Source organism: Kurthia sp. FSL E2-0154, assembly GCF_038003625.1.
Lineage (GTDB): Bacteria > Bacillota > Bacilli > Bacillales_A > Planococcaceae > Kurthia > Kurthia gibsonii.
Genome location: NZ_JBBOPO010000001.1, coordinates 104007 through 127988 on the forward strand (window position 1 = coordinate 104007; position 23982 = coordinate 127988).

Here is a 23982-nt window from a genome sequence, read left to right on the forward strand (position 1 = left end):
AGTTTTTTATGTAATAAAGTATTAAAACATTCAAATGTTTGGTTCAATAGCCTTATATTTGTATTTATTCTAACATAGTCTAAAAGTATTGAGAACGCTATTTTTTTTAGGTGAAATGAATTTTTTTTAAATATTTCAACTCAAATCAAGTTTGATAGTATGCATATTTGATAGTGAAGATGAAAATTAACAATTATAATAAAAATATATCAAGAACGAGGTCTTTTGAACCTACTTTTGAAATATTTGTCACGTACAGTATTTCACATAAAAGTTACATAAAACGGATGGAGAAATACTAGATGGCTGTGGAGTTTCTTCTATTTAAATGTTATTAAGGTTATAAAGAGTAGGGCGAATTCAATGATTGATTTGGTCACTCACTTTGGTGTTCGGTTCACTCATAGTTCGATTCGGGACATTCACCCATCTAAACGGGTCATTCGAGGAGGGAAGTGGGTCACTCGCCTAGATACTTGCTTCATTCACTCAAAATCATTCCATATAAAAATACCCTCTCAGAAATCTTCCGAGAGGGTATTTTCTTATTTATACAAGTGAGTGCTCTGAGACACTTTTCTTTTGTAGTTCATCAATTGAGTACACACGTCCAAGTTCATCTTTATAAACGATATGTTCTTTTGAGAATTTAGTTGGTGAGTCAATACCTGCAGCAGCAGCAACACGGTATAAACCTTCACGCAAGTTTAGAATGTAGTTCGATACGCGATATTTCTTCTCGTCTACAATTAAACCATTTTGTAGTTTCGGGTTTGTTGTTGCTACACCAGCTGGACACTCATTTGTATGACATTTTTGAGCCATGATACAACCTACTGAAATCATAAAGCCACGTGCAATGTTAATTAAATCAGCACCTAATGCTAGAATAATGGCTGCTTTATCAGCTGTAATGACCTTACCTGATGCGATAATTTTCACGCGATCACGGACGCCATAACGTACAAGTGCATCTTGTAGTAATGGTAAAGCTGTATGAAGTGGTAAACCAACGCTATCAGCTAGTTCTTGATATGTTGCACCTGTACCACCTTCACCACCATCAATTGTGATGAAGTCAGGACTTTGACCAGATTCAGCCATATAACGTGCTAACGAATCGGCATCTTCAGGGCTACCTAGAACAATTTTAATACCAACTGGAAGACCACCAGCTTCACGAATATCATCAATAAAGTTGAATAGTGTAGGGAAGTCATCAAATTGACGGAATCGGTTTGGTGAGTTGATTGTTTTACCAACTTCTACACCACGAATTTCAGCAATTTCAGGTGTTACTTTTTCACCTTCAACGTGACCACCACGTGTTTTTGCACCTTGTGCTAATTTTAATTCAAAAGCTTTTACTTGTGGAATTGCAGCTTTTTCTTTTACTTTTTCAATGTTAAATTCGCCTTCAGGAGTACGGAAACCGAATAAACCTGAACCAATTTGAACGATTAAATCTGCGCCACCTTTTAAATGATGGGGTGATACGCCACCTTCGCCTGTGTTCATCCAAGAACCCGGAACTTGACCGATACCAGTTGATAATGCTGTGATAGCATTTCGACCTAATGCACCGTAACTCATTGCTGATTGACCGAACATGCCTTTTACATGGAATGGTTCGCGGCAGTTTGGACCTAACACAACTGCGTTTTCATCTGTTAATAACCAAGGTTTCGCATCTACAGGAACGGTATGTTCTTTACGGGAGAATAACTCGTCATGATCGATTACATATTTTTGGGTTTTAACAGGATTACTTTGATCTGCTTGCATCTCTTCAACTTGTTTTGTGAACGTAGCATTACGAATATAAAAACCTGCTTCTTCAAAATTACGTTTTGAACCGAAGCCTATTACACTGCCTAAGTATTTCCCAGGTAATACAATGTGTAAGAATTCTTCACGAGAAAATGGTTTCCCTTTATTGTCATCATCGAAAAGGTATTGACGAAGCTCAGGCCCGATTTTTTCAGTTAAGTAACGTACACGTCCTAATACAGGGAAGTTACGTAAGATAGAGTGTTGTTTTTGTTTGCGGTCTAATAAATAGAAAGCGATTGCAAAAATGATTGGAATAAAAATTACCAAGCTAATAATAACTAATAATACAGTTGTCAACAGATTTTGCGAATCCATTGTGTCACGTCCTTTTCATGTTTTGATTATGTCTATTTTGTGAATGTATATCAATAATGGATTAAATATATCACAATTCGAGATAGATACAACCCCTTTTTATAAAAACTATATAAAAAGAAAAGTCAGATTTTTTACGTCTTTAATGTTTAAAGAAAAAGAGCGGAAAGTAGATTTCACGCTCTTTTCATTTATAGATTATTTTTTCTTCATTATAAGAGAAATAATATAGCCGATAATGGCACCAATTAATGCTGGAATAAACCACCCAAGACCATATTCAGCTAAAGGGATTGCATTTACAAAGTCAGTGTATGCTTTAAATTTAATGCCAGCAGCGCCTAAACCATCATAGATGCTGATGAAAGCAGTGAAGATCATCGCTGTAATATAGACAGGGCGTGCATCATTAAACCATTTTGAAGCAAGAACTAATAGCATTAAAACGATTGCTAATGGGTAAATCGCGAATAGAACAGGCAATGAAATTTTGATTAGTGATGCTAATCCAAAGTTTGCGATACCTGTACTGAAAACAGCAAATATAATAACCCATGTATTGTAGCTAAACTGAGGGAAAATTTTATAGAAAAACTCAGATGAAGCTGTCATCAAGCCGATTGAAGTTGTTAAACAAGCTAAAATGATTACGATTGTTAATAGTACATTCCCGAATGAACCATATAATTCATAAGCTGACTTTGTAATAATTTCTGTACCTGAACCGATGAAACCGATTGTTTGAACAGAAGAAGAACCGATGTAACCAAGTGACACATATACAAGCGCTAAACCAATTGCTGCAACAAAAGCAGCGAAGATTGTGATTTTTACAACAGCAGGACGATGTGTAATATTTTTACCCTTTAATGCTTGAACAATAACAATACCGAAAATTAAAGCGGCTAAAAAGTCCATTGTTAAGTAACCTTGTTTAAAGCCTTCACCGAAAGGACTCGATACATAACCTTCAACAGCTTTACCTGGACCAGCCATTGGTGTAACGATCGCTTTAATAGCTAATGTCGCAATAACGATTAATAAAGCAGGCGTTAATACACGTCCAACCGAGTCAATTAATTTGCTTGGCTTCAATGCAAAGAACATTGTAACTGTAAAGAAGATGATTGTGAAAACAAGTAAAGGCCAATGTGCATTCGCTGTTGCTTCTGATAAGTATGGTTTTACACCTAATTCATAAGAAACGGTACCTGTACGCGGCATCGCGAAAAATGGGCCGATTGCTAAATAGACAATCGCTGTAAAGATGATACCGAATTTTGGACTGATACGGCTTGCCATATCTTGTAGTTCACCACCTGATTTTGCAACCGTGATTACACCAAGTAATGGAAGACCTACACCTGTCACTAGAAAGGCAATCATCGCGATGACAAAGTGATCACCCGATTTTTGACCTAATTCTGGTGGGAAGATGATATTACCCGCACCTAAGAATAGTGCGAATAACATGAAACCTACTGAGATTTTTCCCCATAGGGACAATGTTTGATTTTGCATATACAGAACTCCTTTTCCGAAAAAAAAACTTAAATAATTTATAATTACGAAATATTTGTTTTTATCTGAAAATTCAAATTACAGATGGAAAACTAACTTAAATATACTAACATGAAAATGACCTAAAGGAAATGAAAACTTTATCTTGCAAACATATTTTACGTTTTAAAGAAGTAATTGTGTATGTTAAATAGAAAAAAGAAGTATTTTAAAGGCTTGTAATGTTGATGTAAAAGGTATGTTAAGGTCTTGTAATTCTCCACTTAATTCCAAATACCTATGGTAATGTAGTGAATATGGAGGTGTGTGAGATGCACGTGTGGAAAAAACTACCCATTTATAAAAAATATTTATTTGCAGTAAGTGTAACAATTCTTTTATTCGCGGTTATGACGATTCTGTTAGTTGGTCAAATTATCGAAAATCGAAAATGGTCCAATGAGTTAAATGAATTATCAACAGAAGTGAATCATTTAGAAAGTCTCTCAAAAGGATATGCGACATTGTACATCGCCATCAATCATTATGTAGGTGATCCGTTACCAAGTTTTGAAGAAGATTATCAGAAAGCAAAAGAGAAGGTGCAGCAAAAAATCAAAAATGTACAGTCCATGAGACAAGAGGAAATGCAATCGGTGTTACAGACAATGGATGATTTATACGAAAATCGTTTAAAAAAATCCGTTGAGAAAAAAGATAACATTGCAAAAAGAAGACAATTGAATTCAGTATATTATACATATAATCAGTTTGATGAAAAAATTATGAAGGAAACAGAAGCTTTATCGAAAGAACGTGTTTACATTGTAAAGCAAATGCAAACTTCCCAACAAAGTACACTTGTATTATTAATCGGATCCTTTCTGATTGCAATTTGCGTATCGTTCCTTCTTTTATTTATAACAAACCGACAAATTAAATTGCAATTAAAAAGTTTGTCAAATTCTGCTAAAAATGTAGCAGAAGGTAATTTACGTATTGCAGATGTACCTGTTGAAACACAGGATGAACTAGGTGATGTAACAGCCGCTATGAATCATATGAAGGAACAATTGAAGGATACACTTCGAATGATTCAATTTGGTGCTGTGGAGATTTCGCAACATACAAGAGAGTTGAAAGACATAACGCGAGCGTCTTATGATGGTTCTGAGAATATGGAACTTCGTTTAAGTGAGGTACTTGCGGAATCGCAAGAGCAGCAAGCAACTTCAGAGGCAATTATTCATTTTGTTACGCATTTTTCAGAGAGTTTAGAAGATATGATTGGGCGTTTAGATGAATTGACGACAAGTGCTGTTACAACTGTGAAACATGCAAGAGTAAGTAATGAGTCGATGCACCATTCAGTTCAGACGATGTTTAAGTTGCAACATTTAGTCGGTGAAGCAGACGAAGAACGCCGCATATTAGAAGAAAGAATGACGGATATCGTACGCGTGTCAAATAGTGTAAAAGAGATTTCACGTCAAACACATTTATTAGCATTGAATGCAGAAATTGAAGCAGCGCGTGCGGGTGAAAGTGGAAAAGGTTTTGCTGTAGTGGCGACTGAGGTACGAAATTTAGCAGAACAGGTGAATGTAGCAGCACAACATATTCAAAATGTATCCCAAGAAATTCATGCGCAAGGTGCACGCATGGCAGAAACATTCGAGAAAAGTTTAGAGTGTTCGCATGATACATTGGGGGCTGTAGAGAAAACATCTAATAATATGAAGAAAATTATGGAAGGGTTAGAGACATCACAATATCATTTCACTGCAATAGAAGAAAATGTTCAAACAATTGAGCGAGAAAAAGAACAGGCAGTCGAATTAATTGAGCAATTAGGTGATACGTTAAAACGTAGTACGCATCAAATTGAAGAAACGAATCAGCTCGTACAAGAGAATAAGCAACAACATTCAACCGTTCTATATGAGGTGGGGCAAGTTTATGAAAAGGTGCAGGAGATGCAAAAATCAACTGAACGTTTTTCAATATAAGGTTTCATTTTTTAAAAAAGTAGGTATTGAAAGGAAATAAGGGAATTTATGAGTGCTTCTAAGTAGTTTTTAGCTTTTATATAAAATGATGCGAAGAAGCACTTCTTTTATTGCAACCTCTTTAAAAATGTAAGCGTCTTATTGAATAGGACATACTATAGTTAGAAATAAATAGTAGACACTATTCTCTTTTTTAAATTTCATGCTATAATACAGTGTATTTAGAATTACATTAAAATGAACTGTTGGTATAGAACAGTTTTTCATTATATAAGGAGGAAGGGTATGAGCTACCTCGCGTTGATTGCAGCTTTTGTTGCATCTGTATTACTAACTCCACTCGTTAAAAAGCTTGCATATCGCGTTGGTGCCGTCGATCGACCAAACTATCGTAAAGTGCATGCTAAAATCATGCCACGATTGGGTGGTCTTGCAATATTCCTCGCGTTTTTAATAGGTGTATTAATTTATCGACCTGAAAATGATGCGATGATTCCAATCTTAATTGCAAGTTTCATTATCATTTTAACGGGTGTTTTAGATGATATGCTCGAGATTTCAGCGAAGTCAAAATTCTTAGGTCAGACGATTGCAGCAGCAATTGTCATTTTCTTTGGAGATATTCAACTCGCATCAATTAACTTGCCATTCGGTGGCGAATTAGATTTTGGTTATTTAAGTATTCCGTTAACATTAATTTGGATTGTTGGGATTACGAATGCGATTAACTTAATTGATGGGCTAGATGGTCTAGCAGCCGGTGTGTCAACGATTGCATTATTAACACTCGCTGCCATGGCATTCATTATGAATGATGTATTTGTTCTTATGATGGCGCTAATTTTAGCAGCTAGTTCATTCGGATTCTTATTTTATAATTTCCATCCAGCGAAGATTTTCATGGGGGACACAGGTGCATTATTCCTTGGTTTTATCATTTCTGTATTAGCCTTACTTGGATTTAAAAATGTTACATTCGTTTCATTAATTATTCCTATTATTATGTTAGGTGTACCGATTTCTGATACATTCTTTGCTATTGTGCGTCGTTTATTAAATAAACAACCGCCTTTCCAACCAGATAAATCACATTTACATCATCGATTATTAAGCATTGGTTTTACACATCGCCAAACGGTCTTAATTATCTATGGAATTGCTGCGATGTTCGGTTTAGCAGCCATTATCTTCTCTATGGCTAAGTTATGGGGAGCAATCTTACTCGGTATTATTTTATTACTTGTAATTGAATTATTTGTAGAAGTAATTGGACTAGCAGGAGCGAAATACCGCCCACTACTCAATCTCGTTAAAAAAAAATAAAAAAATGAGTAACTAAAGGTTTTCAGCAGAATGATTCTGTTGGAAACCTTTTTTAGTGGATTAAATTAACTATTCCAGTGTGAAAACGAGCATTGATGTGGCGGAACGGGTCACTGGTAGAGGGAGTTGGGTCACTCGTCATTTGATTCGGGACACTCGAGGGCGAAAGCGGGACACTCGAGGGAGAAAACGGGACATTCGAGGGTGAAAATGGATCACTCGCTATTGGATTCGGGACACTCGAGGGCGAAAACGGGACACTCGCCCGAAAGCCACTCCTGATTGAACTTTCTTCAAGGCATTTGAGTAATTAGAGAACTTAAATTGTCTATGGTTGTGTGAAAACGAGCATTGATGTGGCGGAACGGGTCACTGGTAGAGGGAGTTGGGTCACTCGAGGGTGAAAACGGGACATTCGAGGGTGAAAATGGATCACTCGCTATTGGATTCGGGACATTCGAGGGCGAAAACGGGACATTCGAGGGTGAAAATGGATCACTCGCTATTTGATTCGAGACACTCGAGGGTGAAAACGGGACACTCGCCCGACCTTCAAAAACCATAAAAAAGCATGTGTACAAAATGTACACACGCCAATCATTTCATTAATTGTTATCACTATAAGAATTTGAGCTATATCCTTGTCCACCATTACTATTCCCACTATAGTTTGAATAACTACCATCTGATGGATTTTCACTCTGTTCTTTCGTTCCGGCTACGCCGTTATCAGTAGTGGTAGATTCGCCATCAGTCGCATTCGTTGTTGTTGAATTGCTTGCATTCCCACCTTTATTACTATGAGAATCTAAACTTTGATCAGGTGTTAAACCAAGTTGTTTTTGAAGTTGTTGACGTACCTTTAATACGCTCTCATCATTCAATTTAAAGTAGTAAACACCAGTTGACATGTCATTTGTTCCTTCTAATTTAAGTGATGTGATTTTAGGCATCCCACCTTTTAAATAAGAGAAGAATGACTTCATCTCATCGAATTTCATATTTGTTGTCATGTTGTCACCAATTGCTGTTAGTAAAGCATCATATTTTGTGAAAGATGAAACAGAGGTTGCTTTTTTCGCAATTGCTTCTAAAATCATTTGCTGACGTTCACCGCGCTTAAAGTCATCGTCATAATGGCGTGTACGTGCTAAAGCAAGTGCTTCACGACCATTTAATGTTTGAACACCCGGTTGTAAATGAACTGTACGTTTATCATTTTCATCTAACTCGTCTAATTTGTAAGGTACATCGACTTCAATACCATCTAGTGCATCAACGATTTGAATAAATGCATCAAAATTCAATTCAAAATAATAATCGACAGGGATATTTAATAAATTCTCGACAGAATCAATCGTTGAAAGAATACCTGTTGAATCTGTATGCGCATGTGTAATTTTATCTTGGTATTTAAACGCAGGAATATACACATAAGAATCACGAGGAATGCTCAATAGTTTTACGCTATGATCCTTATTGTTGAGTGTAGCGAGCATCAATGAGTCTGAGCGTGAATGGATATTTCCTTGCCCACGTTTTTCACTATCATCTACACCTGCAAATAGAATTGAAATATTATCTTCAAGCGGTTTTACTTGTTCTGTTCGTAATTCAGATTTCACGCGACCGTTATTGTCATAAGCTTTATCTGCCGCTTTTTTACCTACATAATATAAATAAGCAAGGTAAGAGCCTGCAACGAGTAAGGCAATCAATAAAATAATTAAGGTTACTTTTAAAATACCGCCACTCTTTTTTTGTTTCTTTTTGACGTGACTTTTGTAAACCTGTCTTTTTCTTGGCATAAAAGTTCTCCTTTAAAAATAGTCTTCATCGTATTCATGTCTTCTAGGTTGTAAGACGCTATTGTTTTTTAAATGGTTGCTTGCCAAATAAAATCAGACAATAATTTTTATTATACTATGTTTTTACTGAAAATTAAAATTCTAAAAAGCGCTCTTCTATAACGGAGATAGTACATTGTCCACTTGTTAAATTTGTCATCCATTCTCTAAATGTATCTTCTTGAAAACGATCAACGAATACAAAGAAATCGACGCCTTCCATATAGACAATATCATCTAATATATAATCAGATTGTCTAATTTCATTTTCGATTTTACCTAGTAATGTGTAATCAACTGATACCTTCATTTTTTTGTGTAATTTTCGTTCGACAATTTGAGCTGCTTCTAATCCTTGTGAAGTCGCTTTACCATATGCACGAACTAATCCACCAGCACCTAATTTTATACCACCATAGTATCTAGTCACGACAACAACACAATCTTTTAATCCTTGTTTTTTTAAAACATCGAGCATTGGAACACCGGCTGTACCACTCGGCTCACCATCATCGTTTGCTTTTTGAATTTGATCATGTTCACCAATTAAGTAAGCAGAACAGTTGTGTGTAGCACTACTATGCTCTTTTTTTATGTGTTGAATGAACGCTAAAGCCTCTTCTTCTGTTTCAGCTCTGGTACAATGTGCTATAAATCTTGATTTCGAAATAACGAGTTCTTTAGTCCCTAAAGACTTAAGTGTTCTATAATTTTCTCGCATTTTGTTTCCTCCTTGTTAAAAAAATAGTAGACCCCTTTAAAATTTCACTGATTTGAAAAATATTTTATATATAGTTTTGACACAAAAATGTTATAATTGAATAGACAGTGCGAATTATTATAAATATAATTAACTAATTCAACCTAAAGACTAAGAATTGTAATGTAGCATGATTTATAAGGAGTATGGATATGACACAAGACAAATTCGATATAAAGTCACTTGATTTAGTATTTAATCGAATGGTAAAAACGATTGATGAATCAAAACATGATATTTTCACAATTAGCGAACAAAGCCGTCGCTCATTTGAAGAAATGAAACTCGAGCTAGATGATATTCGTCATAAAATAAAGAATATCATAGAAGAGAACGATTTATTAGAAAAAAGATCAAAACATGCGCGTCAATATTTAGCAGAAGTATCAAGAAACTTTAATTCCTATACGGAAGAACAAGTACGAGTTGCATATGAGGAAGCTAACAAGATTCAAATTCGTCATTCAGTGGTACAAGCTGAAGAAAAGACGTTACGTGAACGTCGAGATGACTTGGAACGACGTATGCGTAGTCTTCTTGACACAATTGAAAAAGCAGACCATCTAGTAAATCAAGTGAATGTTGTGTTAAATTACTTAACGTATGATTTAAAACACGTAGGTCCGGCTTTGGAAAATGCTAAGTTGAAAGAAAGCTTTTCCATTAAGATTATTGAAGCAACAGAAGAAGAACGCAAGCGAATCTCACGCGAAATTCATGATGGTCCCGCTCAAATGCTTGCAAATGTACTTTTACGAACAGATTTGATCAACCGTACATATGATGAAAAAGGTGTAGAAAAAGCGCTAGAAGAGATTCTTTCGTTAAAAGGAATGGTTCGCGATGCATTACACGAAGTAAGACGAATTATTTACGACTTACGCCCAATGGCATTAGATGATTTAGGCATCGTGCCAACACTAAAAAAATATTTGCACTCAGTAGAAGAATATAATCCAAGCACTAAAGTTCATTTTTCTTCAATTGGTGAGGCGATTCGTTTAAAAACCAATTATGAAGTGGCTGTATTCCGTCTTGTACAAGAATGTGTAAATAATGCAATGAAGCATGGTCAGGCTACAGAAATTTTAGTTACGTTTATTTGGAAAAAAGATCATGTTGTCATGTCAATTAAAGATAACGGCACAGGATTCAATCCAGAAGAAAGTAAAGAAGGTTCATTTGGAATTATCGGTATGCGTGAGCGTGTAGAGTTATTAAGTGGTAAAATGGAATTAAACTCCGCACCACAACAAGGAACCGTTGTATTAGTAACGATTCCGCTTGATAAAAAGAAGTAAATATAAATATATGATTTCGTTTCTATAGGAGGAACAGTAACATGACAAAAATAGTTATTATAGATGATCACCAACTATTCCGTGAGGGAGTAAAAAGAATACTTGATTTCGAAAGTACTTTTGATGTGATTGCAGAAGGTGACGATGGTGTCGATGCACTTCGTTTATACGAAGAATATTCACCAGATGTCATTCTAATGGATATTAACATGCCTCAAATGAATGGTATTGAAGCAACAGAGCAACTAATTGCGAAATATCCAGAAGCAAAAGTAATTATGCTGTCTATTCATGATGATGAATCATACGTATCACACGCATTAAAATCAGGTGCATTGGGTTATATGTTAAAAGAAATGGATGCCGATGAGATTGTTGGTGCGATTAAAATCGTAGCTAAGGGTGGTTCATATCTACATCCAAAAGTAACACGTAACTTAGTAGCAGAATACCGTCGTTTAAGTGAACGTGAAAATAAAGGTAACTTCCATCAAACAGAAATTCGTCGTCCATTCCACTTACTAACAAAACGTGAGTGTGAAGTACTACAATTATTAACAGATGGTCAAAGTAACCGTGCAATCGGAGAATCATTATACATCTCTGAAAAAACAGTTAAAAACCACGTATCAAGTATCTTACAAAAAATGAACGTTAATGACCGTACACAAGCTGTTGTAACAGCAATCAAAAATGGTTGGGTAGAAGTCCGTTAATTATTAGATGAAAACTCGAAGCAGTGATTTGCTGTTTCGAGTTTTTTTATTTGCAGTTTAAAGGGCAACTTTTTTGACAAGAAATCGTTCTATGAAGTACATTAATCGGAGTGAAAAATATAAGATTGTGTATAAGTTCCATGCTACAATAACCTGGGGGGTTAGGAAATGTCATTTAAGCATATTACATTAGCGATATTTTGTGTCTTATTGCTTTCTGCATGCAGTAGCGAATCTTCAAAGCAGACAGAGTCGTCTTCAACAGCAGTAGATACAACACAAGAAAATCGTAATGAAGATATGACAGTTTCACAAAATGATCCAATGTCTGAAGAACAACAATCATCTGTTGTTTCACATAAAGAACAAGCTAGTCAAAAACAAGAGTCCGTAAAAGAAAAAACAGAAACACCTGAAAATACATCACCAACACAAGAAGAAGTAAAGCAACCTGTTCAGCAAAAAGAACCTTCTAAAAAAGATGGTATTGAAGGGAATAATGAAAATGTTGAGCCTGTAGGATATTCGGTTGTAGAAGGTGATGTAGACGAAGCAGAAGATATTCCGAAGCAAGATCAGATGAATATCTTAGCAGCCTTTAATGAATATATTGATGCATTTAACAATCAAGATTTAAGTCGTTATGAACGGGTGTTAGCACGAAATCCTGAAGGCTTTGATCTTCAAGAAGACTTAATGAATACAAAAAATATTTTCGAAAACTTTGATATGAAGCGTACAGCATCAAATATTACAATCACCGATTACACTGGGAATCGTGCAAATGTGTATGCAGATATTTTAGTCGAAGTCACACAAAATGATAGTGAAGTAAGCGATGAAGGTAAGCAACTAACGCAATTTGTAAAAGAGAGTTCAGGTTGGAAAATCACTTCATTACAAGCAATTGGAAGTGCAGCAAACCAAGGGCAATAATGGACTTTGGGACCATTTATTTGAAGGATGGTCTCTTTTTTTTATTTCCATTTACGTCATAAATCTTATAAAATAGATTGAGTAGGAGAGTGAACGGAACTATGACAACAGCAATCGTAACAGATAGCACGGCCTATCTAACGAAGGAAGAACGAGAAGCATACAACATCCATATGGTGCCACTGAGTGTCATCATTGATGATAAAAGTTATGAAGAAGAAGTAACGATTACGATGAGCGAGTTTTATGATCGTGTACGTAATGAAAAAAAATTACCAAAAACAACGCAACCACCAATCGGTAAATTTGTTGCGAAATTTGAGGAACTTGCAAAAGAATATGATGAAGTCGTAACAATCCATCTATCAAGTGGGATTAGTGGTACATATCAAGGCGCATTACAAGCAGGTGAAATGGTTGAAGGAATCGATGTTTATGGTTTTGATAGCGAAATCGCTTGTGCTGTGCAAGGATTCTTTGTTATTCATGCAGCAAAATTAGCGGCAGAAGGTAAAAATGCGAAAGAAATTATTGCTGAATTAGAGAAAATGCGTACTTCTATGCAAGCATACTTCATTGTAGATGATTTAGCGCATTTGCAGCGCGGTGGCCGTTTATCAGCAGGAGCTGCTTTAATCGGCGGTTTACTACAAATTAAACCCGTATTACATTTTGAAAATAAAGTCATTGTGCCATTTGAAAAAATTCGTACGCGTAAAAAAGCAATCAAACGTACAGAAACGATGCTAGATGAAGCCATTCAAAAACATGGAGCTTTAGATGTAGCGATTATTCATGGGAATTGTGAAGAAGAGGCAACAGCGTGGCTGCATGATTTAGCTGCACGTTATCCAGATTCTTCATTCAAGATGAGCTATTTCGGTCCTGTAATTGGGACCCATTTAGGTGAAGGGTCGATTGGTATCGGTTGGTTCAAAAAATAATGAATGGGTAAAAAATCACTTTGTTTTTCCAAAATAATGGGTAAAGAAGGGCATAAATACGGCTTTCTAAATATATTTGTCGAATGATACTATAGTATTCTACAATCATCCATGTTAAGATTAACTTACTAAACAATATTCTACATGAAGCACCTAGACAACTCGTTCTAGGTGCTTTTTTAGTGCCATAAGGAGGCTAGCCATGCGTAAATTACGTCGCTGCCTACATACAAAAACCCCCCTTAAAACCCCTCTTTACGATTTGAAAATACAACAATTTTTACAAGGAAGAATTTGGATTGAAGAAGAGTTACCTTTTTTACAAGATACAATTCGCTATCATAATACGCAACGATGGCTCATCAAAACCCCTGGAATTCAACAAAAACAGTGTATGCGTTGTCATAGTAAAAGACTCCATGAATTCTTATGTAAACAGTGTGAAGGGCATTGTAAGTATTGTTTAAACTGCTTAAAAATGGGCAGAGTAAGTAATTGCACAAATTTAATAAGCTGGTGTGGTCCAACGTATAAAAATTATATAGCTGAACTATGCATGACGTGGACTGGAACGCTAACAGATTCGCAACAGCGAGTTGTGAAAGAATGTACAGCACATGAAAAAGACCATTTAATTCATGCTGTCACAGGTGCGGGCAAAACAGAGATGCTTTTTCCGATTATAGAAGATGCATTAAAGAAGGGGAAGCGAGTTTGCATCGCGACACCTAGAACGGATGTCGTATTGGAACTTATGCCGCGAATACAACAAGCTTTTTCGACTATTCCTGTACAGGCTTTCTACGGCGGAAGTGGCTTTTCACTCATGTATAGTCCGTTAATCATCGCAACAACACATCAACTTTTACGCTTTCAACAAGCTTTTGATTTAATTTTAGTCGATGAAGCAGATGCGTTCCCTTACACCTATGATGAAGCGTTACAATTCGCTGTCAAAAAAGCACTAAAGGATACGGGAAGAACGATTTTAGTAACGGCGACACCTACTAAAAATGAACGACAAAAATATGAAAAACAGCAAACCTATTCTTTTTTATCGCGACGTTTTCATGGTTTTGATTTACCTGTACCACGTTTTGTTGCTCTATTCTCGTATAAAAAATCTTTTCGTAAGAACCACATTCCAAAACGATTGAGCGATTGGGTGGAGTCGTGTATTACTAAACAGCAACCATTCCTACTATTTTTTCCTACAATCGAATTAATGGAGAGAGCAGCACCACTCTTTCAACAACTACATGAGAATCTGCATGCTGTTCATGCGAGCGATGATTATCGAAAAGAACGCGTACAAGCTTTAAGAAAAGGAGATGTGCCAGGACTTTTAACGACGACGATTTTAGAAAGAGGTATTACGATTGCGAATTTACAAGTAGCAGTGCTAGGAGCAGATGAGACTATTTTTAATGCAAGTGCGCTCATTCAAATTAGCGGTCGTGCAGGGCGGTCGAAAGAGTATCCTACAGGAGACGTCTGTTTTTTTCACGCAGGTATCACGCGACAGATGGATTTAGCTCGAAACGAAATCATCCGTTTGAATCGTGAGGAGGTAATTAAACAGTTAGAATAAATCTATAAATATCTATAAAAAACTATTTATTTTTCATACATTTCATGGTGTAATAGAATTATCCACTAATTCAAAGGAGAATGAAATGTATGAAAAAATACAGTATTGGTCAATTCGCAAAAGAAATCGGAGTAACAGTTCAGACTTTAAGAAATTGGGATAAGACAAATAAATTAAATCCTCAATATACTGCACCTTCTGGACACCGTTATTACTCTCAACAACAACTTGAATATTTTCTTGGTTTACATTCTCCTGAATCAGAATCGAGAATAACTATCGGCTACTGTCGAGTATCTTCTCATAAGCAAAAGGATGATTTGCAGAGGCAAGTGGAAAACATGGAATCATACTTACTGTCTCAAGGTAATCCATTTAAGATTGTGAAAGATATAGGTAGTGGTATAAACTACAACAAAAAAGGGTTAAATGATGTTATTGATTTAGTCCTAAATTACAAAGTAGATAGGGTTGTAGTTTTATACAAAGATAGGTTATTACGATTCGGATTTGAACTCTTGGAAAATTTATTTGCTAAATACGGAACAAAGATTGAGGTTATCGACAATACTCCAATGACAGATAATCAAGAGTTGGTCGAAGATTTAATTCAAATTGTTACTGTATTTAGTTGCAAATTACAAGGGAGACGGGCGAATAAGGTTAAGAAATTAATTAAGGAGTTGAAAGAGAATGATACTAGCAAAGAAGATACGAATTAAACCAACTAAAGAACAAGAAATTCAACTATGGAAATCTACTGGTGTGGCAAGATGGGTATACAATTGGACATTAGCTAGACAACAAGAAAATTATCAACGAGGGTTGAAATTCTTATCTGACAATGTTTTGAGAAAAGAAATCACACAAATTAAAAAACAAGAGGACTTCCAATGGTTGAGTGAAGTATCAAATAATGTAGCTAAGCAAGCTGTTAAAGATGCTTGTAATGCGTATAAGAGATTCTTTAAAGGTTTGGCGAAACGTCCAAGATTCAAGTCTAAGAAGAAATCTAAATCTTCTTTCTATAATGACAATGTGAAACTTAAAGTAAAAAAGAACACGGTGTTAATTGAGAAAGTAGGATGGGTTGCAACTTCTGAACAAGTCCCAATGGGGGTGAAATATACTAATCCTAGAGTATCTTTTGACGGAAAGTATTGGTATATCTCTGTTGGAGTAGAGCAAGAACAAGTAAAACAAGAATTAACGAATGAAGTAATTGGAGTAGATTTAGGAGTTAAAGAATTAGCAATTTGCTCGAACGAAATGGTGTTCAAAAACATTAACAAAACAAAAGAAGTGAGAAATATTGAGAAACGTTTACGTAGGTTACAGCGAAGCGTTTCCCGAAAATATGAGATGAATAAGGAGGGAGACCGATTTGTCAAAACATGTAACATTATAAAAATCGAAAAGCAAATACGAAATCTACACAGACGGTTAGCTAACATTAGAAACAACCACATTCATCAAGCAACAAATACAATAGTGAAAACCAAACCTTGTAAAGTTGTGATGGAAGATTTGAATGTAGTTGGAATGATGAAAAACCGTCATTTAGCTAAAGCAGTAGCCAAACAAAAGATGTATGAATTTCTCCGTCAATTGAAATACAAATGTGAAAAATACGGAATTGAATTTATACAAGTTGGACGTTTCTTCCCATCTTCTAAAACATGTTCGTGCTGTGGACAAATTAAATCAGATTTAAAATTATCTGATAGAGTTTACAAGTGTGACTGTGGATTAGAGATAGACAGAGATATGAATGCTGCGTTAAATTTAGCTAAATTTGGAGAATTAGTAGCTTAGTCACTTACAAGACACTACTAATGTGTAGGGTTCGTTGTACCCGAATTAACGCCTGTGGAGTATCATATCAAATGTGAGTAGCTTCGGCAAAAGCAGATACAAAGAAACAGGAAATAAACATTGCTTATAGATTTTTATAGGTTTTTGGCAACGGGGCGTGTATAATGCATTGTTTATTTTGTGATCAAATCATCCAGCAACCAAGTTCTTTCACGCAATTTTTGTTTGGAATACCTTCTGTGTACTGTTGCAAAACGTGTGAAGAACAAATTGAATATACATCCGAGTCTCATGCTATCTATTTCTATAATTCATTTATGCAAGATGTTCTGCACCAATTTAAATTTTTAAAAGATATTCGTGTAGCGGACTTTTTTGCTAAGGCTTTAAAAAATAAAGTAAGGGGTATGGAATATGACTTAATTATTCCGATTCCGATGCATGTTGAGATGGAAAAAAAGCGAACCTTTTCACCCGTAGAAGTCGTCTTACAACAAGCGAAATTACCTTTTCAATCGGTTTTAGAAAAAACGACGATGTCACAACAGAGTAAAAAAACATATGAACAGCGTATTAATAGCTCCTCTTTTTTCAAAAGTTTACCTCAAGTAGATGTATCACAGCAAAAAATCCTATTAATTGACGATTTAATCACAACTGGAACGACGATTAAGCATGCTAAAACGATTTTACTCGAATTAGGTGCAAAATCAGTTGAAGAAGCCATTTTCATCTCAGGAAAGAAGTGAATTATGATAAACTACATGAAGAAATGGTCGACATTAATAGTAGATTGAAAAATGTGGAGGTAATGAAACATGGGTGAAATCAGAAATTGTCCAAGATGTGGAGAATTTTTTAATTATAATGGTGTACGCGATATTTGCGGAAAGTGTGCAATGGCTGAAGAAGAACAATATGAAAACGTATATCGTTTTTTAAGAAGACGTGAAAATCGCGCAGCAACAGTAGAACGCATTGTGGAAGCAACAGGTGTAGAAGAAGACTTGCTACACAAATGGGTACGTAAAGGACGTTTACAGCCAGCATTGTTTCCGAATTTAGGTTATCCGTGTGACCAATGTGGACATTTAATGACGACTGGAAAGTTATGTAATTCATGCCAAGATGAATTAAAAGGTGAGTTACGTAAGTTTGAAGCAGGGCAAGAATTTAGAGAAGCTGTGAAGAAAGCAGAAAAAGGAACGTATTTATCTGATAAAAGATAAAAGAAATCGTAAAAAAATAGTTTAAGAGATGTTTAGAAAACGATGTAAGGGTATATTGAACTAATGAGTTATTTCTTGAATAGTCATAGTTACTCTATTATGCATTTATTACTAAAACAATGATGTTTACTGCCGAAATAAGGAGTACATCAACAATAAATGAAGGAGGTCGAATGAAAATGAAGATAAATAATTACGGCGTGAATCCAATCAATCCATACAAAAATCAGCAGTTGAAAACAGAAGCAACAAAAAACGCAGGTATGAAATTTGCGGATCAAATCGAAATTTCTTCTCAAGCAAAGGACCTTCAGGGGATAAAAGATTATTCAACTGAACGAGCTGATAAAGTTCAACGAATCAAACAGCAAATTGAAGCTGGCACGTATCAAGTAGATGCGAATCGATTAGCGAATGATATAGCGACATTCTATCGCCTATAAGAAGGAGTTTTAGAACGATGTCAACTGAGCAAATTATTTCGATTATGGATAAATTGAACATGATGCATCGTAGTTTATTAAAATTGGCGTATCATAAGACCGAAATTTTAAAAACATCGAATGTAGAAGAACTAAGCGAAACGATGAAAAATGAGCAGTCACATATCGCAGCAATTAGTCAATTAGAGGAACAACGTCAAAAATTAGTTGTACAATTCTTTCAAGCGAATCAAATTGACTACAAAGAACCGACAATTAATGAGTTATTAAAATATGTAACAGGTGAAGAAGCAGCACAATTAGATACGAAGCGAAAAGAATTGCTTTTAACAATTGATACATTGCAAAAGCAAAATGACTTAAATCAAAAAATGTTGTTTCAGTCACTTCAATTTGTGAATCTCACATTAGACTTACTTCGTCCACAACCAGATCAGATTAATTATCAATCGAAAGCTGGTGGACGTTCTGCTATAAAAACAGGACAATTCGATTCACAAGCATAAAGAAATCATACAATGATGTGTGGTTTCTTTTTTATTTTTAAAAATATAAGATTCTCGAAAAGCATGTATTTTATATGAAATACTTAAAAAAATTCGATTCATGTCGATGAAAAGAACAGAATGAATATGCGTGATTTTTATTAAAAGGAGCGATTCGATGGGTTCAACATTTATGGGACTTGAGACGAGTAAACGTGGTTTAAGTGCTCAACAGTCCGGTTTATATACAACGGGTCATAATATTTCAAATGCCAACACAATCGGTTATTCACGTCAAACAGTGAATTTAAAGCCAACGAACGGATTCCCAGGATCAGGAATGAATGCGCCGCAAATTCCAGGGTATTTAGGAACAGGTGCGACTCCAGGTTCCATTCAGCGTGTACGCGATCAATTTATAGATAATCAATTCCGTCAAGAGACGACGAAATTAGGTTATTGGGGTTCTCGTACAGAGGCGATTGGTCAATTAGAAGGTATTTTAAATGAACCGTCAACATATGGTATTGATACAGCATTTAATGATTTTTTCAAAGCGTTACAGGATTTAAGCGCTTCGCCTGAAAACAGTGCGGCACGTCAAGTAGCGATTGAAAAAGCGAAAACACTTGCTGAAAGCTTTAACTATACGAATAAACAATTAACAGAAGTACAAGAGAATTTAAAAAATCAAATTAATGTTGAAACGAAAAACGTCAATTCGATTTTAAAACAGATTGCACAACTGAATGATCAAATTGCGAATTCAGAGCCAAATGGTTATTTACCAAATGATTTATATGATGAGCGCGATATTTTAGTTGACCAATTATCACAATATTTACCGATTACGATTAAAAAAGAAGGTAATGGTGGTAACTCAAAAGAAGCTGCTGAAGGAACATATAATATTTTCTTGAAATTAGCAGATGGTTCAGAAGTTCAACTAGTAAATAAACGAGAAGCGGCAACATTAACACCACAAACGACAGGTGGAAATTTTGACGATTCGAAAACATTTACTGCTTTCTCACAATTTAATATTGTAATGGGTTCTGGTGGCGGTGCTGGTGCCACTGTGAATATGGGGCAATTAAATAAAGGATCTGGTATTTTACAAGGAATCGTAGAAAGTTATGGTTATGTAAATAAAGATACAGCGGGAACAGCGATTCCTGCAGTAGATGGTGTCTTTTCAGACAAATTAGCTGACTTGGATAAACTAGCAAATGAATTTGCGAAAGCGTTTAATGATATTCATAAAAAAGGTTACACTTTAGAGAAAAAAGATGCGGATGGTACACTTATAGATGCTTCTGTAGCAGACGTAGAATTTTTCGTAGTAAATGGCGCAGGTGGTATTAAAGTATCGGATGTCATTTTGGGCGACTTTAATAAATTTGCTGTGTCCAGTGTTGCTAACGAAGTCGGAAACGGTAAAATCGCTATTGCACTCTCTAATTTAAAAACAAAAGCCCTAGCTGGTTTAAATAACGCATCAGCTCAAACTTTCTTCCAAAGTATGATTGGAGATGTGGGTGTAATGGGTGAGCAAGCAACGCGCATGTTTAAAAATTCATCTTCTCTGCAATTAAGTATTTCGAATAACCGTGCATCTGTTAGTTCGGTATCTTTAGACGAAGAAATGACCAATATGATTATGTATCAACAAGCATATAATGCGTCAGCACGTATGTTAACAGTTATGGATGAAACATTAGAAAAGATTATTAACGGCATGGGGCGCGTAGGTCTATAAATAAGGAGGGCGTATAAATGCGTATTACACAAACAATGCTTTCAAATAATATGTTACGTAATTTAAATAGCAGTTATTTGAAAATGGGTAAACTACAAGAACAACTATCGTCAGGTTCGAAATTAACAAAACCTTCGGATGATCCAGTCGCATCTGTTAAAGGTATGGGATATCGTACAACATTAGCGAAAAACGAACAGTACACTCGTAATATGAATGAAGTGAATAGCTGGTTGGATACAACAGATTCAACACTTTCAGAAGTAAATAAAGCACTTCAACGCGTGAAAGATATTGTTACGCAAGCAGCGAACGATACGAATACACCAGAAGACCGCGAAGCCATGCAAAAGGAAGTCGACCAATTACGCATGCAAATTCGTGATTTAGCGAATACACAACAAGGTAATAAATATTTATTTGCGGGTACTGCAACAGACCAACCGCTCTTTAAAGATTCTTCTTTAGGAGCAACAGCAAATGATGCACCACCTGTTTTAGGCGGTAATGATAACACAGTGGATATTGAAATTTATGAAGGTATTACATTCAAAATTAATGAAAATGGTAGACAATTATTTAAAGATATTGATGGTATGATGCAACAAGTTCAACAACGTCTGAAAGGGACAGGTGCGGATTTAAGTAATCTCGTTGGAACTGTTTCAGCTCAAAATGACAAAGTACTTGAAATGCAAGCAGGTGTCGGTGCAAAACAAAATCGTATTGATGTCATGACAGACCGTTTAAGTTCTCAAAAAATTAATGTTACAAAACAAATCTCAAATAACGAAGATGTGGAATATGAAGATGCGATTACACAGTTGATTACAGAAGAATCAATTCATCGCGCAGCGTTATCAGTTGGCGCGAAAATTATTCAACCAACATTAGTTGATTTCTTATAAAAATATGAAAAGCGTTCAGCGAATTGCATCGTTTGAGCGCTTTTTTCATAGGGAGGCGTTTTTATGAAACTCGATCAAATTCAATTGAATATACAAGATGCCAAAGTGGATTTAAATATTACAGAGCCCAAGCAGTACATCGAACAACCACGAGCACAACAACATATCGAACAACCAGCAGCAACATTAGAAATACATCATACAGATGCCAAGTTACTTATCGATTCTTCACAAGCTTACCGCGATTTAGGGTTGTTTTCTACTGCAGAATCTATCCAAAACTTTGCGGCAAAAGGTCAGTCTGCTGTTATGGAAGGAATTGCAAGGCGTGCTTCAGAAGGGGATGCCATGATGGAGATTCGAAAAGATAATGGACGAGCCACCTTATCGAATATTGCGAAGCAACATGATACTTTTGAACAACAGCGACTAGGAATTGCATGGAAACCGTCTATTGGTTCTGTGAAAATTAAATATCAAGCAGGTAGTTTAGATATTCGTATTCAAGCACAAAAACCGAAAATTGATGTACAATTAGGAAAAGTCGTTCATGACTATACACCAGGTAATGTAACAGGGACACTTGTTCAACGTGAAAAAGTCGAAACTACAGTAATTAAAGGAGAATAGTCTGTGAAAATTCAAACAAAATTTTTAGGTGAAGTTCAAATCGAATCAGCTTCAATTATTCAATTTCCACAAGGTATTCCAGCTTTTGAAGAAGAAAAAGAGTTTGTTGTTGTTCCGTTAGGTGCTCAGTCACCTTTTGTAACGTTACAATCAGTCAAAACACCATCTGTTGGCTTTATGGCAGCGTATCCATATCATTTTAAGCAAGACTATGCATTTGATTTAGAGGAAGATGATTTACAACAATTACAAGTGGAGCAGCCAGAAGATATTTTAGTTTATGGGATTCTAACATTGAAAGATACGTTAGAGAATTCCACGATGAATTTATTAGCACCTATCGCAATTAATGCGAAGAAGCAATTAGGAAAACAAGTTGTTTTACACGAAAATGCGGCACATCCACTTCGTTATCCATTGAAGCCGAAGAAAGGAAGTGGACAGTCATGCTCGTACTGACACGTAAAGTCGGCGAATCGATTATGATTGGAGATGGTATTGAGGTAAAGGTCATTAGCATTGACGGTGATCAAGTGAAACTAGGAATTGAAGCACCTCGTCATATTAAAGTACATCGTCAAGAAGTGTTTGAGGCGATTCAATCTGAAAATAAGGCGGCGCTTGAAGTGACAGAACAGTTAATCAATCAATTAAAAAATTTTTAAAAGAAATGCTAAACATTTTAAAACCTATTTCGATATATATAGTGTAAGGTAGAAATACCGAGCAACTCCACAGGGACGTGGACATTAAAACAAATTCAAGGAGGAATCTCACAATGAGAATTCAACACAATATCGCAGCTTTAAACACACACCGTAACTTAGGTGCTAACCAAGCTTCAGCAGCGAAAAACTTAGAAAAATTATCTTCAGGTTTCAAAATCAACCGTGCTGGTGATGACGCAGCAGGTTTAGCAATTTCAGAAAAAATGCGCGGCCAAATCTCTGGTCTAAACATGGCTTCTAAAAACGCACAAGACGGTATCTCTTTAATCCAAACAGCTGAGGGTGCTCTTAACGAAACACACTCAATCTTACAACGTATGCGTGAATTAGCAGTACAATCTGCGAACGATACAAACGTATCAGCTGACCGTACAGCTCTTCAAGAAGAAGTAAAAGCATTAACTTCTGAAATTACACGTATTGCTAAGAATACTGAATTCAATACACAAAAATTATTGAATAGTGGTTTTAAAGATAAAGTGTTCCAAATTGGTGCAAACGAAGGACAATCTATTAAATTATCAATTTCTTCTATGGGTGCCAAAGGTTTAGGAATTAGTGGTGTTAATGTTTCTACGCAAACAGGTGCTGATAAAGCAATTTCAACAGTTAATAAAGCAATCTCTGCTGTATCAACACAACGTTCTAAATTAGGTGCTGTTCAAAACCGTTTAGAGCACACAATCAACAACTTAGGTGCTACATCAGAAAACTTAACAGCTGCAGAATCACGTATCCGTGATACAGATATGGCTGCTGAGATGATGGCATTCACTAAGAACAACATCTTATCACAAGCTGCTCAATCTATGCTTGCGCAAGCGAACCAACAACCACAAGGTGTTCTTCAATTATTACAATAATTTCTACACAAAAAAACTTCTCAAATTACATTTGGGAAGTTTTTTTA

Annotated in this window: 23 protein-coding genes; 19 read left to right on the forward strand and 4 right to left on the reverse strand. The window is 35.7% G+C overall.

Annotated features, from left to right (window positions below; genetic code table 11):
• Window positions 1-549 precede the first annotated feature (549 nt).
• Entirely contained in the window at window positions 550-2148 is a 1599-nt protein-coding gene (locus MHB75_RS00420; protein WP_340995147.1) for an FMN-binding glutamate synthase family protein, read from the reverse strand.
• 198 nt (window positions 2149-2346) lie between these two features.
• A complete protein-coding gene (brnQ, locus tag MHB75_RS00425; RefSeq protein ID WP_141274765.1) occupies window positions 2347-3669 on the reverse strand; it encodes a branched-chain amino acid transport system II carrier protein in 1323 nt (440 codons plus the stop codon).
• Between the two features lie 311 nt (window positions 3670-3980).
• On the opposite strand from brnQ, the gene MHB75_RS00430 reads away from it, so the two are divergent.
• Window positions 3981-5657 (forward strand): methyl-accepting chemotaxis protein, encoded by a 1677-nt coding sequence (locus MHB75_RS00430; RefSeq protein WP_340995151.1) that lies wholly within the window; start codon window positions 3981-3983, stop codon window positions 5655-5657.
• 285 nt (window positions 5658-5942) lie between these two features.
• Entirely contained in the window at window positions 5943-6980 is a 1038-nt protein-coding gene (locus MHB75_RS00435) for a glycosyltransferase family 4 protein (protein WP_068455627.1), read from the forward strand.
• 605 nt (window positions 6981-7585) lie between these two features.
• Here MHB75_RS00435 and MHB75_RS00440 read toward each other — a convergent pair.
• Window positions 7586-8788 carry an LCP family protein gene (locus MHB75_RS00440; RefSeq protein WP_340995155.1) on the reverse strand — a complete coding sequence of 401 codons (1203 nt, stop codon included), beginning with the start codon at window positions 8786-8788 and terminating at the stop codon, window positions 7586-7588.
• A gap of 133 nt (window positions 8789-8921) precedes the next feature.
• The gene (locus tag MHB75_RS00445) at window positions 8922-9548 is read right to left on the reverse strand and encodes a YigZ family protein (protein WP_340995158.1); all 627 of its coding nucleotides are present in this window, start codon (window positions 9546-9548) and stop codon (window positions 8922-8924) included.
• Between the two features lie 191 nt (window positions 9549-9739).
• On the opposite strand from MHB75_RS00445, the gene MHB75_RS00450 reads away from it, so the two are divergent.
• The 17 genes from MHB75_RS00450 to hag all read left to right on the forward strand — a co-directional run bounded on the left by MHB75_RS00450 (window position 9740) and on the right by hag (window position 23935).
• A complete protein-coding gene (locus MHB75_RS00450; RefSeq protein WP_141274761.1) occupies window positions 9740-10888 on the forward strand; it encodes a sensor histidine kinase in 1149 nt (382 codons plus the stop codon).
• A 41-nt stretch (window positions 10889-10929) separates the two neighbouring features.
• Window positions 10930-11604, forward strand: a complete 675-nt coding sequence (locus MHB75_RS00455; RefSeq protein WP_068455618.1) for a response regulator — start codon at window positions 10930-10932, stop codon at window positions 11602-11604.
• A gap of 168 nt (window positions 11605-11772) precedes the next feature.
• Window positions 11773-12540 (forward strand): nuclear transport factor 2 family protein, encoded by a 768-nt coding sequence (locus tag MHB75_RS00460; protein ID WP_340995162.1) that lies wholly within the window; start codon window positions 11773-11775, stop codon window positions 12538-12540.
• A 101-nt stretch (window positions 12541-12641) separates the two neighbouring features.
• Window positions 12642-13484: a DegV family protein gene (locus MHB75_RS00465; RefSeq protein WP_141274759.1), complete on the forward strand. Its 843-nt coding sequence runs from the start codon at window positions 12642-12644 to the stop codon at window positions 13482-13484.
• A 202-nt stretch (window positions 13485-13686) separates the two neighbouring features.
• Entirely contained in the window at window positions 13687-15075 is a 1389-nt protein-coding gene (locus MHB75_RS00470) for a DEAD/DEAH box helicase (RefSeq protein ID WP_340995163.1), read from the forward strand.
• An 89-nt stretch (window positions 15076-15164) separates the two neighbouring features.
• Entirely contained in the window at window positions 15165-15797 is a 633-nt protein-coding gene (locus MHB75_RS00475; RefSeq protein ID WP_340995165.1) for an IS607 family transposase, read from the forward strand.
• The gene (locus MHB75_RS00480) at window positions 15769-16890 is read left to right on the forward strand and encodes an RNA-guided endonuclease InsQ/TnpB family protein (RefSeq protein ID WP_340995167.1); all 1122 of its coding nucleotides are present in this window, start codon (window positions 15769-15771) and stop codon (window positions 16888-16890) included. Before MHB75_RS00475 ends, MHB75_RS00480 begins: the two co-directional genes overlap by 29 nt.
• A gap of 317 nt (window positions 16891-17207) precedes the next feature.
• Window positions 17208-17639: a ComF family protein gene (locus MHB75_RS00485; protein ID WP_340995169.1), complete on the forward strand. Its 432-nt coding sequence runs from the start codon at window positions 17208-17210 to the stop codon at window positions 17637-17639.
• Window positions 17640-17708: 69 nt separating this feature from the next.
• Window positions 17709-18119 (forward strand): TIGR03826 family flagellar region protein, encoded by a 411-nt coding sequence (locus tag MHB75_RS00490; protein ID WP_340995170.1) that lies wholly within the window; start codon window positions 17709-17711, stop codon window positions 18117-18119.
• A gap of 179 nt (window positions 18120-18298) precedes the next feature.
• Window positions 18299-18562, forward strand: coding sequence for a flagellar biosynthesis anti-sigma factor FlgM (gene flgM, locus MHB75_RS00495; RefSeq protein WP_340995172.1), 264 nt, complete (start codon window positions 18299-18301; stop codon window positions 18560-18562).
• Between the two features lie 17 nt (window positions 18563-18579).
• Window positions 18580-19068, forward strand: a complete 489-nt coding sequence (locus MHB75_RS00500; protein WP_068455595.1) for a flagellar protein FlgN — start codon at window positions 18580-18582, stop codon at window positions 19066-19068.
• A gap of 157 nt (window positions 19069-19225) precedes the next feature.
• The gene (gene flgK / locus MHB75_RS00505) at window positions 19226-20806 is read left to right on the forward strand and encodes a flagellar hook-associated protein FlgK (RefSeq protein WP_340995174.1); all 1581 of its coding nucleotides are present in this window, start codon (window positions 19226-19228) and stop codon (window positions 20804-20806) included.
• Between the two features lie 17 nt (window positions 20807-20823).
• Complete coding sequence (gene flgL, locus MHB75_RS00510; RefSeq protein ID WP_340995176.1) at window positions 20824-21714, forward strand: flagellar hook-associated protein FlgL; 891 nt, start codon at window positions 20824-20826, stop codon at window positions 21712-21714.
• Between the two features lie 63 nt (window positions 21715-21777).
• On the forward strand, window positions 21778-22344 hold the full coding sequence (locus MHB75_RS00515) for a DUF6470 family protein (RefSeq protein ID WP_340995178.1): 567 nt from the start codon (window positions 21778-21780) through the stop codon (window positions 22342-22344).
• A 3-nt stretch (window positions 22345-22347) separates the two neighbouring features.
• Window positions 22348-22803: a flagellar assembly protein FliW gene (fliW, locus tag MHB75_RS00520; RefSeq protein WP_340995180.1), complete on the forward strand. Its 456-nt coding sequence runs from the start codon at window positions 22348-22350 to the stop codon at window positions 22801-22803.
• Window positions 22791-23009: a carbon storage regulator CsrA gene (gene csrA, locus MHB75_RS00525; RefSeq protein ID WP_340995181.1), complete on the forward strand. Its 219-nt coding sequence runs from the start codon at window positions 22791-22793 to the stop codon at window positions 23007-23009. The genes fliW and csrA overlap by 13 nt, the downstream gene beginning before the upstream one ends.
• A gap of 113 nt (window positions 23010-23122) precedes the next feature.
• A complete protein-coding gene (gene hag, locus MHB75_RS00530; protein ID WP_340995183.1) occupies window positions 23123-23935 on the forward strand; it encodes a flagellin Hag in 813 nt (270 codons plus the stop codon).
• Window positions 23936-23982: the final 47 nt, after the last annotated feature.